14 protein-coding genes and 1 other RNA gene are annotated in these 14,890 nt (G+C 59.7%); 6 read left to right on the forward strand and 9 right to left on the reverse strand.

Translation table 11 applies throughout. The features are described from left to right. Positions 1-382 precede the first annotated feature (382 nt). Positions 383-3,154, forward strand: a complete 2,772-nt coding sequence (locus Q0M35_RS06210) for a ribonuclease E/G (protein ID WP_295313364.1) — start codon at positions 383-385, stop codon at positions 3,152-3,154. A 61-nt stretch (positions 3,155-3,215) separates the two neighbouring features. Here Q0M35_RS06210 and Q0M35_RS06215 read toward each other — a convergent pair whose 3' ends face one another. Then, positions 3,216-3,449, reverse strand: a complete 234-nt coding sequence (locus Q0M35_RS06215) for a sulfurtransferase TusA family protein (protein ID WP_295313351.1) — start codon at positions 3,447-3,449, stop codon at positions 3,216-3,218. Positions 3,450-3,542: 93 nt separating this feature from the next. On the opposite strand from Q0M35_RS06215, the gene Q0M35_RS06220 reads away from it, so the two are divergent. The 4 genes from Q0M35_RS06220 (at position 3,543) to Q0M35_RS06235 (ending at position 7,897) form a co-directional block, all read left to right on the forward strand. Next, complete coding sequence (locus Q0M35_RS06220) at positions 3,543-4,295, forward strand: cytochrome c biogenesis protein CcdA (protein ID WP_295313352.1); 753 nt, start codon at positions 3,543-3,545, stop codon at positions 4,293-4,295. A gap of 53 nt (positions 4,296-4,348) precedes the next feature. Beyond that, positions 4,349-5,584: a hypothetical protein gene (locus Q0M35_RS06225; protein ID WP_295313353.1), complete on the forward strand. Its 1,236-nt coding sequence runs from the start codon at positions 4,349-4,351 to the stop codon at positions 5,582-5,584. Further along, positions 5,581-6,939 (forward strand): cytochrome P450, encoded by a 1,359-nt coding sequence (locus Q0M35_RS06230; protein ID WP_295313354.1) that lies wholly within the window; start codon positions 5,581-5,583, stop codon positions 6,937-6,939. The genes Q0M35_RS06225 and Q0M35_RS06230 overlap by 4 nt, the downstream gene beginning before the upstream one ends. Positions 6,940-7,006: 67 nt before the next feature. Beyond that, positions 7,007-7,897: a fructose bisphosphate aldolase gene (locus Q0M35_RS06235; RefSeq protein WP_295313355.1), complete on the forward strand. Its 891-nt coding sequence runs from the start codon at positions 7,007-7,009 to the stop codon at positions 7,895-7,897. Here the strand turns inward: Q0M35_RS06235 and Q0M35_RS06240 are convergent. From Q0M35_RS06240 to fumC, 3 genes are read right to left on the reverse strand one after another with little or no spacing between them, the layout of a single operon-like run. Further along, positions 7,879-8,124 (reverse strand): ribbon-helix-helix domain-containing protein, encoded by a 246-nt coding sequence (locus Q0M35_RS06240; RefSeq protein ID WP_295313356.1) that lies wholly within the window; start codon positions 8,122-8,124, stop codon positions 7,879-7,881. The genes Q0M35_RS06235 and Q0M35_RS06240 overlap by 19 nt on opposite strands. Then, the gene (locus tag Q0M35_RS06245) at positions 8,121-8,297 is read right to left on the reverse strand and encodes a DUF4169 family protein (protein WP_295313357.1); all 177 of its coding nucleotides are present in this window, start codon (positions 8,295-8,297) and stop codon (positions 8,121-8,123) included. Before Q0M35_RS06245 ends, Q0M35_RS06240 begins: the two co-directional genes overlap by 4 nt. A gap of 9 nt (positions 8,298-8,306) precedes the next feature. Then, on the reverse strand, positions 8,307-9,698 hold the full coding sequence (fumC, locus tag Q0M35_RS06250) for a class II fumarate hydratase (RefSeq protein ID WP_295313358.1): 1,392 nt from the start codon (positions 9,696-9,698) through the stop codon (positions 8,307-8,309). Positions 9,699-9,865: 167 nt separating this feature from the next. On the opposite strand from fumC, the gene Q0M35_RS06255 reads away from it, so the two are divergent. Next, positions 9,866-10,420 carry a hypothetical protein gene (locus Q0M35_RS06255; RefSeq protein ID WP_295313359.1) on the forward strand — a complete coding sequence of 185 codons (555 nt, stop codon included), beginning with the start codon at positions 9,866-9,868 and terminating at the stop codon, positions 10,418-10,420. A 2-nt stretch (positions 10,421-10,422) separates the two neighbouring features. On the opposite strand, the gene Q0M35_RS06260 is transcribed toward Q0M35_RS06255, so the two are convergent. The 5 genes from Q0M35_RS06260 to ssrA form a co-directional block, all read right to left on the reverse strand. Beyond that, positions 10,423-10,950, reverse strand: coding sequence for a ClpXP protease specificity-enhancing factor SspB (locus Q0M35_RS06260; RefSeq protein WP_295313360.1), 528 nt, complete (start codon positions 10,948-10,950; stop codon positions 10,423-10,425). Between the two features lie 93 nt (positions 10,951-11,043). Continuing rightward, positions 11,044-12,294, reverse strand: a complete 1,251-nt coding sequence (chrA, locus tag Q0M35_RS06265) for a chromate efflux transporter (protein ID WP_295313361.1) — start codon at positions 12,292-12,294, stop codon at positions 11,044-11,046. Further along, entirely contained in the window at positions 12,291-13,094 is an 804-nt protein-coding gene (locus Q0M35_RS06270; protein ID WP_295313362.1) for a sulfurtransferase/chromate resistance protein, read from the reverse strand. Before Q0M35_RS06270 ends, chrA begins: the two co-directional genes overlap by 4 nt. 121 nt (positions 13,095-13,215) lie before the next feature. Further along, positions 13,216-13,659 (reverse strand): hypothetical protein, encoded by a 444-nt coding sequence (locus Q0M35_RS06275; RefSeq protein ID WP_295313363.1) that lies wholly within the window; start codon positions 13,657-13,659, stop codon positions 13,216-13,218. 138 nt (positions 13,660-13,797) lie between these two features. After that, positions 13,798-14,144, reverse strand: a transfer-messenger RNA (tmRNA) gene (ssrA, locus tag Q0M35_RS06280). Between the last annotated feature and the right edge of the window lie 746 nt (positions 14,145-14,890).

Below are 14,890 nucleotides of genomic sequence, written 5' to 3' on the forward strand. Positions count from 1 at the left end.
TCACCACGCCTTGGCATTATTCATAGGGTGAAGGTTTGCGCAGATCCGCGCTGCTTCCTGAGAGTTTCGCTGCCTCGGAACCGGGACGGGCTTTGATCCGACCCTCCGGGCAGACCGATTGAGCCGGAAACGGCTGACGAACCGCTGATACGTCGCGAGGCTATGGCCCCGGGGTGTGCAGTTAAATGAATGGATGCGGTGCTGCCCGAGGGTGCCCGTGTCGGAGAAGAACCGCGATGACGCGCGCAAGAGCACTGAGCAGACACTCCCTTGCCCCACCGGGCCGGATGTCGCCTGCGTCACAGATCGCCCTGACAAGACATATCCCACATCTCGCCGCGCCCCCCGGGCAGGCGATTTCGTGGCTGTGCAATTTGGAAACATGGCTAAGAAAATGCTTATCGATGCCACCCACGCGGAAGAAACCCGCGTCGTGGTGGTGGACGGAAACAAGGTCGAGGAGTTCGATTTTGAATCCGAGAACAAACGCCAGCTTGCTGGCAACATCTATCTCGCAAAAGTAACACGGGTCGAGCCGTCGCTTCAGGCGGCTTTTGTGGACTATGGCGGCAACCGTCACGGTTTCCTCGCGTTCTCGGAGATTCATCCGGATTATTACCAGATTCCCGTCGCGGACCGTCTGGCTCTGATGGAAGAAGAACGTGCCTTTGCCGAAGCGCAGAAGGCCAAAGAAGACGACGAAGACAAACCCAAACGTCGCAGCCGGTCACGCAGCCGTTCGCGTTCCAAAGCTGAGACCGCAGCAAATGACGATGCGACGGCCAGTAAGGACCTGGAATCCGATCAGATCGACGGGATGGAAACCATTGATCTTGACGACGAGGAAGGCTCCTCGCCGATGGAACGTGTGGCAGAGACCCCTGTGGAAGAGCCTTCCGATGATGAGGAGACCACGGCTGCCGCAACGGATGGCGATACCGATGCCGCCGGTGAAGACGCGACCGGTGAAGACGTTGCACCTGCCGGTGAGGACGATGACGACGAGGATGACACACCGCGTAAAGCGGATGCCTCTGCCAAGGACGATACCATCGAGTCCGTTGCGGACGACGATGACCAGGAAGATATCCGCCCCGCGCGCAAACCGCGCCCGCGCCGCTATAAAATCCAGGAAGTCATCAAGGTCCGTCAGATTCTGCTCGTCCAGGTCGTCAAAGAAGAGCGCGGCAACAAGGGCGCAGCACTCACAACCTATCTCAGCCTTGCTGGTCGCTATTGTGTGCTGATGCCGAACACCGCCCGTGGCGGTGGCATTTCGCGTAAAATCACCAATGCCGCAGACCGAAAGAAACTCAAAGAGATAGCGAACGAAATTGAAGTGCCGCAGGGCGCGGGCCTGATCGTGCGAACGGCGGGTGCCAAGCGCACGAAGGCCGAGATCAAGCGCGATTACGAATACCTGCAGCGGCTCTGGGAGCAGATCCGCGAACTGACGCTGAAATCCATCGCGCCCGCGAAGATCTACGAAGAAGGCGATCTCATCAAACGCTCGATCCGCGATTTGTATAACCGTGATATCGACGAGGTGTTCGTCGAAGGCGAACGCGGTTACCGCATCGCCAAGGACTTCATGAAGATGATCATGCCGTCCCACGCCAAAAACGTAAAACTCTACGCCGAAGGCCTGCCGCTTTTCGCGCGCTATCAGGTCGAAAGCTATCTGGCCTCGATGTTCAACCCGACCGTGCAGCTGCCGTCGGGCGGCTATATCGTGATCGGCGTGACAGAGGCGCTGGTGGCCATCGACGTGAACTCCGGCCGCGCCACCAAAGAAGGCTCCATCGAGCAGACCGCGACCAAGACCAACCTGGAGGCCGCGGAGGAAGTGGCCCGACAGCTGCGTCTGCGCGACCTGGCCGGTCTGATCGTGATCGACTTTATCGACATGGACGAGCGCAAGAACAACGCCGCCGTCGAAAAGCGCATGAAGGACAAGCTCAAGACCGACCGCGCCCGCATTCAGGTGGGTCGTATTTCGGGCTTTGGTCTGATGGAGATGTCCCGCCAGCGCCTGCGTCCGGGCATGATCGAGGCCACCACACAGCCCTGTCAGGCCTGCCACGGCACCGGTCTCATCCGCTCGGATGACAACCTCGCGCTGTCAATTCTGCGCCAGATCGAAGAAGAAGGCACCCGCAAACGGTCCCGTGAGGTACTGGTCAAAGCGCCCGTGGGCATCGCGAACTTCCTGATGAACCACAAACGCGAGCATATCGCGCAGATCGAGGGCCGCTATGGCCTTTCGGTTCGCATCGAAGGCGACCCGACGCTGATCAGCCCTGATTTCAGCCTTGAGAAGTTCAAGACTGCGACCCGGGTCGTACGCGCCGTCGAGCATGTCGTTTCTGTCGATACATCGTTGATGGATGAGATCGACGCGGATGAGGAAGAGGTCGAAGCCGCAGAGGAGGAGACGCCTGCAGCACCCGGTGCCGGCGCGCCTCAGAATGACGGTGATCGCGACGCAGATGCAGACGGTGAAGGCAAACCCAAGCGTCGCCGCCGGCGTCGCCGCCGGAGCCGCAGCAAAAACAATAACGGCGAGCATCAGAACGGCGAAGACCAGAACGGTGCGCAGCAGAACCCGGATGACAATGGTGCCGTCGAAGAGGCAAATGCCGGTGAAACCGCCCCGGCCGCTGAAAAGAGCAGCCCGGATGAGGTGAAAACCTCAGGGACTGACTCTGCGGACGCGGAGGAAAAGCCGTCAAAGCCGAAAACGCGCAGTCGTTCGCGCAAGCCCAAAGCGGAGCCTGAAACGGCCCCGGCCGAAGAAATCGCAGCGGAGAACGCCGCGCCCGGTGATGACAAATCAGAGCCCGAAGCCAAGCCGAAAACGCCCCGCAAGCGCGCCAGCCGCGCTAAAACGGCGAAAGCGTCGGACACCGGGGCAGAAAATGCGCCGGCTGTGAACGGGGCCGAAAGCGATGCGGCACCTGCAGAAGCCGTCGCTGATGCACCTGCGAAACCTGCAGAGACACCGGCGGAAAAAACGCCGGAACCGGTCGCAGAGACTTCCGGGCCGGCCGCGCAAACGCCTGCACCTGAGCGTGAGGCTGCAGAACCAGTTGCGGATACGCCCGAGGAAGCTGCAAAGCCCAAGCGCAAAGGCTGGTGGTCGCTGGGCGGCTGATTGCAGTACGGATTGATAACGAGAAAGGCGGGCACCGGGCCCGCCTTTTTTTTTGTACGTCTCAGCCGGTTTTGCGAATTACATATGTCTGAACCACGCCATCTGAGGCCGCAGAAACCAGTTCATGCCCGGCCTCTGCGCAGAAATGCGGCACATCGACCACGGCTGCCGGATCATCGGCAAGCACGGTCAGGGTCTCGCCAGCCGCCAGCGCTTGCAGACGTTTGCGCGCTTTGAGCACGGGCAGCGGGCATAGCAGCCCGGTGGCATCGAGGTGTGAGGCATCATCAATCATGAACCTCAGATATGCGGCATGTTTCACTCTGTCCACAAGGTTGTGACCAGCCGGGGCGTGACGCAGCAGCGCAGATGAGTTAGGGCCTTTTACATGTTCGGAATTGAGATCATTGACGCAGGTCTTATGCCTGCCATGTTCGTGGCCCTCGCTGCAGGCGTGATCAGCTTTCTGAGCCCCTGCGTGCTGCCGATTGTGCCGCCCTATCTGGCTTATATGAGCGGCGTCAGCATGAATGAGATGACGGGCGAGGCCGCTGCGCGCCGGCGCTCTGTTATTGCCGCCGTGTTTTTTGTGCTCGGACTGAGCACCGTCTTTTTGATCCTCGGCTTCACCGCGTCGGCATTCGGGGCCTTTTTCCTGCAGAACCAGGTGATGTTTGCACGGGTCTCCGGGATCGTAATTGTTGTTTTCGGCCTGCATTTTCTGGGTGTTTTCCGGATCCCTTTCCTTGATCGTGAGGCGCGCATGGATGTCGGCGACAAGGGGGGATCAAGCTTTGGCGCATATGTGCTGGGCCTTGCCTTTGCCTTCGGCTGGACGCCCTGCATCGGCCCGCAACTGGGGGCGATCCTGTCGCTTGCGGCCTCTGAGGCTTCAGTGACGCGCGGAACACTCCTGCTGGGGGTTTACGCTGCGGGTCTTGGTATCCCGTTTCTGCTGGCTGCAATTTTTATGACCCGCGCTATTGGCGTCATGGACCGGCTCAAGCGGCATATGCAGCTGATTGAACGGCTCATGGGCGGGCTGCTGCTGCTGGTGGGGCTTGCGATGCTGACAGGTGCTTTCACCACCTTTTCCTGGTGGCTGCTGGAGCAGTTCCCGGTCTTGGCAACCTTCGGCTGATCCTTCAGAGTGGCCCTGTCCGCGCGATAACGCGGGCGCATTGAGGCCCGAGCATGAGCAGCCCGCCTGATCCACCAGTTTTGCGTCGCCGGGTGTTCTACATTTCCGGATATGATCCGTTTCCGCCCCGAAGGTACCGCGAACTTTACCGCAAGGAAGCCGCAGATCAGGCGCAGATTTCAGGCTATGAGATTGCCGTTTCACGCTCAGATACAGGGCCGTCAGGATGGCAGGTCAGGTCCACCCAGGATGGCCACCGGACCGTCACATCGGTTGAGGTGCTGGTCTGGTCAGACATCGTGCGCGAGAGTTTTTCTGCGACGCCTGGAGGTACCTATCTGGCAATGGTGCGCACCGCCCGTATTTATGTCTTCTCAGGTGCCTTGCGGAGGCTTGTCCGGTTGCGTAAGGGGCCGGTCATCGCTGCTTTCTATCCGGTTGTGATGCTTCTGTTCCAGGCGGCGCTGGCCCTCACTGCAGCGGTTCTGGTGTTCCGGGCCGGCACTGGCCTGATGACGGGTGACCGGCTTGTCATGCTCAGAACCGCGCTGGTTGCGGGGTTCGGTCCGATAGCCGCGCTGGGGGTGCTGCGGGCTTTCCGCGCGATGGATAACCGGTTCTTTGCCCACTATCTGATGCATGATTTTGCCTATACGGCCTCCGCTGGCGGGGCCTATCCCAAACCGCTGTCGGACCGGCTGGACGACTTTGCACAGCAGATCCGCGATGCGCTGCGCGAGGAGTCCGATGAGGTGCTCGTGGTAGGCCACTCCTCGGGGGCGTTTCTTGCCGTGACGGTTCTGGCGCGACTGATGAGACGCGCGCCGCCCGATCCGGATGGCCCTGTTCTCAGCCTGCTGACCCTGGGGCAGGTGGTGCCGATGAAATCCTTTCTGCAAGGCGCTGACGATCTGCGCCGCGACCTGCGCGATATGGGCGCGCAGCAGGAGATTTTCTGGGCGGATGTCAGCGCGCCGGGGGATGGGTGTTCCTTTGCACTTTGCGATCCGGTGCGCGTTTCCGGTCAGGCGATGCAGGGCACGCGCTGGCCGCTTGTGCTCTCGGCGGCCTTTACGCAGACCCTGTCCCCGGACCGCTGGCGCGCGCTGCGCCGGCGGTTTTTCCGCCTGCATTTTCAGTATCTTTGCGCTTTTGACCGGCCAGGTCATTATGACTATTTCCGCATCACAGCGGGGCCGCAAACCTTGCGCACCCGCTACGGCGATCGTGCCCCGTCTCCCTCGGTGATCACGACGGCCCTGAGCGGTCACGCGCTGGCGACCGGATGACGGACCGGTTGCCGCCCAAGCCCACCGGCCGCAGCGGCAGCGTTACGCTCTGGCGCTATGCGCGGCTCTTCCGGCGGGATATTCTCTCGGCACAGCCTGATCGCCTCTATGGCGCATGGATGGCGGTCTTCCGGACGCCGTTCTTTGGCAGTGCGATGGTCAATGATCCGGCGCTGATTAATCTGCTGCTGAAAGAACGCCCTGCTGATTTTCCGAAATCCGGTCGTGTGGGCGAGGGGTTGAAACCTTTACTGGGCAATTCGGTCTTCCTGACCAATGGCGATGACTGGGCCCGCCAGCGGCGGATTATCGATCCCGCTTTTGAAGGCGGGCGCTTGCGCGACAGCTATCCTGCGATGCGGGCAGCTGCAGAGGCTGCAGCATTGCGGTTTCAGGCTGCGGCAGGTCGCGATAGCGAGATTGAGGCGATGACCAGCCATGCCGCGGCTGATGTGATTTTCCGAACACTTTTCTCTGTGCCTATCGAAGATGAAGTCGCCTCAGAAACCTTTGCCGCCTTTCGACGGTATCAACGCGCGCAGCCTGTTCTGAATGCCGGCGCTCTGGTGCCGTTGCCCCGGTGGATGCCACGGTTTTTCCGGCCCGGCACCCGTGCGGCCGCCCGGCGCATCCGCGGGCTGATCGGTGGCATGACCGACCGGCGACAGGCTGAGATTGCCGCGGGTAATGCCCCTGCCGATCTGGCGACCGCGCTTATGACCACGGCTGATCGTGAGACAGGTGCCCGGTTTGAGGCGCAGGAGATGGTGGATCAGGTCGCGATATTTTTTCTGGCAGGGCATGAAACCAGCGCCTCTGCGCTGGCCTGGGCGCTTTACCTCCTCGCGCTTTATCCGGAATGGCAGGAGCGTGTTGCCACTGAAGCCGGGGCCGCTGATCTCAGTGACTTTACCGCTGTTGCCGGGCTAAGGGTCACACGGGATGTTTTCCGCGAAACGCTGCGGCTCTATCCGCCGGTTCCGATGATGGTGCGCGAGACCACCCGGGCCGAGACCTTTCGCAAACGCTCTTTAGCACCCCGCACGCAGGTGGTGATCAGCCCCTGGCACCTGCACCGTCACACCCGTCTGTGGGAAAATCCCGATGCCTTTGATCCCGGTCGCTGGCAGACCGGTAACGGCCGGGACTGCGCGCGTCGCGCCTATATCCCGTTCAGCGCAGGGCCGCGGGTCTGTCCCGGCGCAGGCTTTGCGATGATCGAGGGGGTCTGTCTTCTGGCGCATATCCTCGCGGCTCTGCGGGTCGAACTCACGGACAGGCCGCCGCCGGTGCCGGTTGCGCATCTGACGGTGCGGGCCGGGAACGGTATCTGGCTGCGGCTTGTCCGGCGCTAACATATACCATCGCCCGCATCTGTGCTGTAACAAGGCGCAAGGGGCGGAATCAGAAGGGTTATTTAATATGTCAGACCAGTCAAAGATGCGGGAACAGATGAAAACAGGCGCGGGATTTATCGCGGCTCTCGATCAGTCCGGCGGATCCACCCCGAAGGCGCTCAGCCTATATGGTGTTGAGCCATCGGATTACAGCGGTGACGAGGAGATGTTCCGCGCCATGCACGACATGCGCGCCCGGATCATTCTCGCGGATGATTTCACGTCTGAAAAGGTCATCGGCGCGATCCTGTTTGAACGCACGATGAACGATACGATAAACGACACGCCGGTTCCGGATCTGCTGTGGACCAGCCGTGGTGTGGTGCCTTTTCTGAAGATCGACAAGGGTCTGGAAGAGCAGGAAAACGGTGTTCAGATGATGAAACCGATCCCTGGTCTGGAGGCTTTGCTGGAAACTGCGCGGAGCAAAGGAATTTTCGGCACCAAAGAGCGCTCTGTTATCCACGAAGCGGATAAGACCGGGATCGACGCCATCGTTGCCCAGCAGTTTGAGGTGGGTGCCACAGTCACTGCAGCAGGCCTCGTGCCGATCCTCGAGCCGGAGATTAACATCCATTCAGACACCAAGGCAGAGGCGGAAACGCTGCTTGAAGCTGCCATCGCGCGGCATCTTGAGACGCTGCCGGAGGGCGTCGATATTATGCTGAAACTGACGCTGCCGGATAATCCGGGTCTTTATGACAACCTCGCAAAGCACCCGCGCGTGTTGCGTGTTGTGGCGCTGTCGGGCGGCTATTCCACCGATGAGGCTTCCGCAAAGCTGGCACAGAACAAGCATATGATCGCCAGTTTCAGCCGCGCGCTGACCGAAGGTCTGAACGTGAAAATGTCGGATGCCGAGTTTAACGAAGCTCTGGGCAGCAATATCGATAAAATCTACCGCGCGTCGGTCTGAGAGGCGCTCAGGCGGTCTTTCAGCGCTTCGAGCACATAGAGCCGGAGCGCCGAGGCCAGCCCTATACCGGTGCCGCGGTTTACATCAATCTCTGCCACCAGCGCATTGATTGCCATGCCTTTTTTATCGGCAAGTGTCCGCAGTTCCTTCCAGAATTCGTCTTCCAGCGAAATCGATGTGCGGTGACCCCTGAGGGTCACCGAATGCTTTACCGGCCGCCGGCTCATGTCTCGCGCTTATGGGCCTCAAGGTTGCGCGCGATCTTCTCCGCCCGGGCCTTGAGCTGTTCTTTCTGCAATTTCGTTTGCCCGAAGGCCACGGCATTTTCGTCCGCCCTGGCTTTGCGCGACGCGCGGTTGCGCTCTTTTTTTACCTTATTGAGGTTGATGGGCGTGCTCATTGGCGCTCCTTATCTGGGGCCGGTCATGTTCTCCGGTCGCACCACGCGCTCGAAGGTCTCAGCATCGACAAACCCCAGGGCAATCGCTTCTTCTTTCAGGGTCGTGCCGTTCTTATGGGCCGTTTTCGCGACTTTCGTGGCGTTGTCATAGCCGATTTCAGGCGCCAGAGCCGTAACCAGCATCAGACTTTCGCGCATCAGTTTCTCAATCCGGTCCGCGTCGGCCCTCAGACCGTCGACCAGATTGTCGGTAAAGGCTGATGCGGCATCACCGAGAAGCTGCATAGATTGCAGGACGTTATAGGCCATCATCGGTTTATAAACGTTAAGCTCGAAATGACCCTGACTGCCGGCAAATCCGACGGCGGCATCGTTGCCCATAACGTGCACACAGACCTGTGTGAGCGCTTCGCACTGGGTCGGGTTGACCTTGCCCGGCATGATCGACGAGCCGGGCTCGTTTTCGGGCAGAATAAGCTCTCCCAGACCGCAGCGCGGACCGGAGCCCAGCAGACGGATGTCATTGGCGATCTTGAAGAGGCTCGCCGCCACTGTCTTCAGCGCGCCTGAGATTTCGACCATGGCGTCATGGGCGGCCAGGGCCTCGAATTTATTGGGCGCGGTGACAAAGGGCAGGCCGGTGATTTCAGCCATGTTTTTTGCGACCATCACATCCCAGCCGGGCGACGTATTCAGCCCGGTACCCACGGCGGTGCCGCCCTGGGCCAGCTCGTAAATCCGCCCCAGCGCGTCCCTGACACGTTGAATGCCCATTGCGACCTGATGTGTATAGCCCGAAAACTCCTGGCTCAGCGTCAGCGGTGTCGCATCCTGCGTATGTGTGCGGCCGATTTTGATGATCCCGTCGAATTCCTCAACTTTGGACTGCAGTGCCGCGTGCAGCTTTTCCAGCCCCGGCAGCAGTACATCGCGCGCCGTCATCGCCGCCGAGATGTGCATGGCTGTGGGGAATGTGTCGTTGGACGACTGGCCCATGTTGCAGTGATCGTTCGGGTGCACGGGGTCCTTGGAGCCGATCTCACCGCCCATAATTTCGATTGCCCGGTTGGCGATGACCTCATTCGCGTTCATGTTCGATTGCGTGCCTGATCCGGTCTGCCAGACGACCAGCGGGAAATTGTCGTCAAATCTACCCTCGACGACCTCGCCGGCGGCCTGGATGATTGCTTTACCGCGCTCTTCGTCCAGCTTACCGAGCTCAACATTGGCCTGGGCACAGGCCTTCTTGATGACACCCAGCGCCCGCACGATGGCCACCGGCTGCTTTTCCCATCCAATCGGGAAATTGAGGATGGAACGCTGTGTCTGCGCGCCCCAGTATTTATCGGCTGGGACCTCCAGCGGGCCAAAACTGTCGGTTTCTGTGCGGGTCCCGGTCATGGCGGCTCCTTGGGTGAAATTGCTTTTAAAGGGGGTGTAGCGTCGGGGAAGGGGCCGCGCAACAGCCAGATAGGAGGTCACAAAATACACAGGAGCGTTGCAAGCTGCCCAACAGTCACTAAATTAACCTTATAGAAGATACCGCAGCATGGCCGGAGGAACAGTCAATGCGCGAGCGAAATCCATTTATCGGGATGCATCTTATCATGCTGCTTTCTGTGGCGGCTCTGATGCTCATGGCCGCGACGGCCCAGGCGGACATATCGCGGTTTGTCGGCAGCTACGAAGGGTCCGCAGAGGTCATTTCAGCGGACGGTTCCACCATACCGCGCGATATGAGTGTCAATATTTCCGAAACGGACGACGGCTTTAACGTGAGCTGGACGTCGACGACCTACAGACCCAACGGTACGTCGAAAGTGAAATCCTATTCCATCGAGTTTGTACCCAGCGAACGCTCGGATGTGTATTCATCAGCGATGAAACGCAATGTTTTCGGGCATGAGGTGCAGCTTGATCCGATGAAGGGTGAACCCTATGTCTGGGGCAGAATCGACGGCGACACGCTCAGCGTCTATTCGCTCTTTGTGGCCGAGGACGGTGGTTACGAAATTCAGCAGTTCAACCGGACACTGGCGCAGGGCGGACTGGAACTTGAATATCAGGCGGTGCGCAACGGGGTGATCCAGCGCAAGGTAACCACTTTTCTGGAAAAGCAGTGAGTCTATTTGCGGAAGCTGTCGAGTGAGACGACTTCCGCGTCTTTTGCGGTTTTGCCCTCTTTATCGCCGGATGTGACGTGTTTGCCTTTCTGGCCGCTCGTGTCTTTTGATTTCTGCCCATCGGGCAGTTTTGCCGGGACCGGCGGCGTGCTGGCCTTCAGCACTTCTTCGTCTTCGCCCTTTGTCTCGAACCTCAGACCGAATTCCACTGACGGATCGACGAATGTTTTGATTGCATCGTACGGGATATAGAGCGGCTCAGGCGCGTCACCGAAATTGAGCGTTACGGAAAACCCCTCATCTGTTACCTCCAGGTTGTCATACCAGTGCTGCATCACCACGGTCATCTCACCGGGGTAGCGGTCAGACAGCCAGTCGGCAAGCTCCGCATCCGGATGGCTGGTATCGAAGGTAATAAAGAAATGGTGCGCGCCCGGCAGCCCGTTATCACAGACATCCTGAAGCACTTTGCGGATCAGACCGCGCATCGCTTCGTGCATGAGATTGCCGTAATCAATGCTTCGGCTCATCGTAATCCTCTGCGCGCTCAGACTGCGTTATTCAAAGCATACCCGATTCCGTTGCGGATAAAAGAGGGCTTCCCGCTGAAATTGCAGGCAGTCTTATATCATCCCGGCCAGCAGCCCCGCTGCGGCCATGATCAGCAGAGAACGCACCATGCCCAGGCCAAGCCAGAGCATCAGGATGCCGGCAAGACAGGTCAGCCCCAGTGCCGGAATATCGAGGGATAAAGGCTCCGGCAGGGGCGCGGCGAGCCATGAAACCGATGTGGTTTTATCAAAGAGCACATGAATGGCAAACCAGACCGCCAGGTTGAGAATGACGCCCACTACGGCGGCGGTGATGGCGCGCAGGGCTGCGGCGATCCGTGGGCGCGCGCTGATCACATCAAGATAAGGGCCCGCGAGGAAAATCCATAAAAAACATGGCGTAAAGGTAACCCAGAGTGCCACGGCACCTGCCGCAAGGGCCAGAAGCGGGCCGCCTTCGAGATACCCTGCGAGCAAGGCCACGAACTCTGTTACAAGGATCAATGGCCCCGGTGTCGTTTCGGCGAGGCCAAGGGCGTCGATCATCTGGGCCGTGGTGATCCACCCGTAGTCCGCGACAACGGTCTGCGTCATCCACGCCAGCACCGCATAGGCGCCGCCAAAGGTCAGGACAGCGAGCTGTGAAAAGAAAAGCCCGATCTGCAGCAGAAATGTCTGATCCATAAGGGCCAGCACCACAAGCGGCAGCGCCCAGAGGCCACCCCAGAGGGCAATGATGCGCAGGCTGTCCGGGCGTACCGGCAGGGCAGGCGGTGGCTCTTCATCCGGCTGTGACATCATGAATGCGCCCCACAGGCCTGCGGCTAGGATGACCACCGGAAACGGAAGGCCCAGGACAAAGAGAGCGACAAAAGCGGCCAGAGCGAGCACCCGCGGACCAGGCCCGGCAAGCGCCCTGCGCGACACTTTTAGAAGCGCCTGCAGGACAATGATGATCACAGCGGCCTTGATGCCGGTGAAGGCCGCCTGAACCAGTGGTACGCCGCCCCAGACGGCATAGCCGAGCGCCAGGAGCAGGATCACCAGCGCCCCTGGCAGAACAAACAACAGCCCCGCGATAAGCCCGCCTGCTGTGCCGCGCAGTTTCCATCCGGCATAGGTCGCCAGCTGCATCGCTTCGGGGCCGGGCAATAACATGCACAGGCTGAGCGCGCGCAAAAAGGTTTCCTCGCTGAGCCAGTCGCGCTTTTCGACAAGCTCGGTGTGCATCAGGGCAATCTGCGCTGCCGGCCCGCCGAAGGATAAAAGCCCGATGCGGCCGAACACCCGGAACAGACCGGCGTATCCTGTGGGATGCGTCATTCGGTTTCCTGCCAGTCGTGGGTCTCCCCCTGACCGTCACGTGCCCAGCGGTAAAAGGCATCGTAAAGGATCAGGCCATCGCTGAGCTGTTCCAGATCATCGGTTCGTGCGCGCGACAGGCCCACTGAGAAGGCGAGCAGACCCGCACATTCGGGTGCGAGATCATGCCGATCAGTATCTGCGCCGCGAATAATGCGCGCCATCGTCAGAAGTGGTCCGGTGCTGAGGCCAAACTCATGCACCATTGTGTCAAAGGTGCAGTAATCGTCACGGTGCGACCAGCGCACCCCTGGCACATCAAAGGGCGTGGCATCGAATTTCTCTGCGACATCGGCAACTTCGGCGGCGGGGACAAAGAGAAAAACGGCGTCGGGATCCACAAAGCGGCGGATGAGCCATGCACAGGCAATGCGGTCGATCTTTGGCCGGTGCCGTGTGACCCATCGCGCGCCGGGGCCCTGCGCCGGCAGCACCTGTGCCGGGATGCGCGGCAGTTCTTTCGCCGCCCAGCCCAGATTGCCGCCCTCAAGAACCTCGGCGGCGATGCCGCGGGCGCGCAGCAACGCGGCGGCCCCATAGCTGAGTTTGCCGCCTTTCTGGCAGATGAGGACGGTCAGGCGACCGGCAGGATCGGGTGCCAAATCCGCCATGCGGGTATGGGGTATCCGACGCGCGCCGGGGATCAGACAGGGATCGGCGGCGAAGTCTTCATCGATGCTCAGATCAATCAGGCGCGGGGCGGAAGGCGTACCGATCAGGCGCATCAGATTTGGCGGTGAAATGGTGGTAAAACGGGCCATGGCCAGCATCCTTTTGGTCTCGGAACAGGATGCGATACTCAGGCCGGGGCCTCACGGGGCGATCGCTGTGTCCCCATGTATTATGGGTGGCATGATCGCCGGATCAGGTCAACGGCGCAGATTATTTCAGGCAGGCCCCGGTCAGCAGCAGGGCGTGGGTGTCAGGGGGCAACTGCCCGAGCTGCTCAAAGAAACGGATGAAATCAAACACCGGATAGCTTTCCGCTATTTTTCCGTTAACGATACGCATTGAAACCTGCTGATAGGCGGTAACGTCAGCGCCAGTATCACAGCGCTGGCAGGTAATCTCCAGCATCGCGCTGATCCAGTCGCCTTCCTCGATCGTGTGCAGGATGTTCACTCTTATTCCGGTGACGAGTGTGGAAAGGATCGTGAGCCACTCCTTCAGCTCTCCCGGTGCCGTCGCAAAATCGGGCAGGAGAGCATAGCCGCCAGAATAGCTGTTGCCGCCCTCATTCACGAAAAAACCGGGGATGGCGTCAAACTCGCCGCCTTCCCAGACGGTGGCATACCAGTTGCGCAGGGTGTCGTTTTTTGAGGTCATCTTAAAATCTGTTATTTCTGCGCGACCCTAGCGCGCAGAGATTTACAGCCAGTTAAACGGATTCGCGGGCACAAAAATCGCAGCGGTTCACGCGCTGAGCACCTTTTGGCCAAACTGTTCGTGCGTCGGGGAGGATTAAGTGCAGGCTTCTGTTGCCAGGTGCCTGCGAACCCCGCCTCAGGTCGCTAAACCAGAGGAGTTAAGTTTCAGTGGCTGAAACCGCTTACGCGGCCATCGCTACTGGAGCACGATTGTCATTTGCAATTGTACATTTTGAACCGATAACGGTGGTATCTCACCGGGACAAAGCAACACCTTTAGACGTTCGTCGATCCTGTTTCGGCCCCATAATCCCCAAATGAAGGATATTGGTGGAGCCGCCGGGTACCGCCCCCGGGTCCGATCCGCTTATTACGAGCGCGTTTATGTCCATAGTCCCGAAGGACAATCAGAATATAAGTCAGACCGGTTCGAATCTCAAGGGGCAAGATGGAGAAGAAGTATCGGAAGATGGCGGTAAGACTTAGTTATTAAATATATTAAAATCAAATTACTATCGCCAGATATTAAAGTGGTTTTCCTGCGCGGGATTCGACCGGATTTTATGATCTTTTACGCGCTGGCGGGCCGGATATTTTTATCTGATGCCTGCTCAGCCTGGATTTGCGGCCCGACAGCAGGCCAGTGTGGACCAGCCGCTGACGATCAGCGCAATGCTCAGAGGCGGTTTGTCGCAGGCAAGCGACAGGGCCATGCCCATAGCGACACCGGCAAAAGCCAGTACGGTTACATTTTTGACTGGCGCGCAATTCGGTGCGGCCCCGTGCCAGTGCCTGTCGGCGCCAGATCCGGTGCCCCGGCGGTGCAGCGCCCGATGATATTGCCGAAGAGCCCAAAACTCCTTTTAAGGCAAAGCGCTGAGGATGTAGAGACGATCTTCTATTGCGGGCGATCTGGTGCCAACAAGCCGGAGACAGGTAAGAAACCTTTCCCCGGCGTGCGTATGACAGGCCACGGACTTTTGTGGGCAACTGTCCGCGCCACGGCATCCGGCCCGGGTCAGACCCGCGAGCGGCGCCATTTCAGCCCGCCGAATACGGCCAGTGCGGCGGCCATCAGCGGCAGTCCGGCAGGCAGAGGGACCGGCGCGGGATTGAAGGACAGGTTGTCAAAGGATGCGCCACGCCCGCCGGCGGTCGCATTGCTGACATCGATGAGGATTTCGTCAAAG

This window comes from Roseobacter sp. (genome assembly GCF_024639605.1).
Lineage (GTDB): Bacteria > Pseudomonadota > Alphaproteobacteria > Rhodobacterales > Rhodobacteraceae > Roseobacter.

What these genes read in the sequence shown, in the direction of transcription:
- fumC (WP_295313358.1), bottom strand. Translation starts at nt 9,698, where the DNA reads ATGACCGGGACCCGCACAGAAACCGACAGTTTTGGCCCGCTGGAGGTC.
- Q0M35_RS06220 (WP_295313352.1), top strand. Translation starts at nt 3,543, where the DNA reads ATGTTCGGAATTGAGATCATTGACGCAGGTCTTATGCCTGCCATGTTC.
- Q0M35_RS06210 (WP_295313364.1), top strand. Translation starts at nt 383, where the DNA reads ATGGCTAAGAAAATGCTTATCGATGCCACCCACGCGGAAGAAACCCGC.
- chrA (WP_295313361.1), bottom strand. Translation starts at nt 12,294, where the DNA reads ATGACGCATCCCACAGGATACGCCGGTCTGTTCCGGGTGTTCGGCCGC.
- Q0M35_RS06230 (WP_295313354.1), top strand. Translation starts at nt 5,581, where the DNA reads ATGACGGACCGGTTGCCGCCCAAGCCCACCGGCCGCAGCGGCAGCGTT.
- Q0M35_RS06270 (WP_295313362.1), bottom strand. Translation starts at nt 13,094, where the DNA reads ATGGCCCGTTTTACCACCATTTCACCGCCAAATCTGATGCGCCTGATC.
- Q0M35_RS06225 (WP_295313353.1), top strand. Translation starts at nt 4,349, where the DNA reads ATGAGCAGCCCGCCTGATCCACCAGTTTTGCGTCGCCGGGTGTTCTAC.
- Q0M35_RS06240 (WP_295313356.1), bottom strand. Translation starts at nt 8,124, where the DNA reads ATGAGCCGGCGGCCGGTAAAGCATTCGGTGACCCTCAGGGGTCACCGC.
- Q0M35_RS06235 (WP_295313355.1), top strand. Translation starts at nt 7,007, where the DNA reads ATGTCAGACCAGTCAAAGATGCGGGAACAGATGAAAACAGGCGCGGGA.
- Q0M35_RS06260 (WP_295313360.1), bottom strand. Translation starts at nt 10,950, where the DNA reads ATGAGCCGAAGCATTGATTACGGCAATCTCATGCACGAAGCGATGCGC.
- Q0M35_RS06215 (WP_295313351.1), bottom strand. Translation starts at nt 3,449, where the DNA reads ATGATTGATGATGCCTCACACCTCGATGCCACCGGGCTGCTATGCCCG.
- Q0M35_RS06245 (WP_295313357.1), bottom strand. Translation starts at nt 8,297, where the DNA reads ATGAGCACGCCCATCAACCTCAATAAGGTAAAAAAAGAGCGCAACCGC.
- Q0M35_RS06255 (WP_295313359.1), top strand. Translation starts at nt 9,866, where the DNA reads ATGCGCGAGCGAAATCCATTTATCGGGATGCATCTTATCATGCTGCTT.
- Q0M35_RS06275 (WP_295313363.1), bottom strand. Translation starts at nt 13,659, where the DNA reads ATGACCTCAAAAAACGACACCCTGCGCAACTGGTATGCCACCGTCTGG.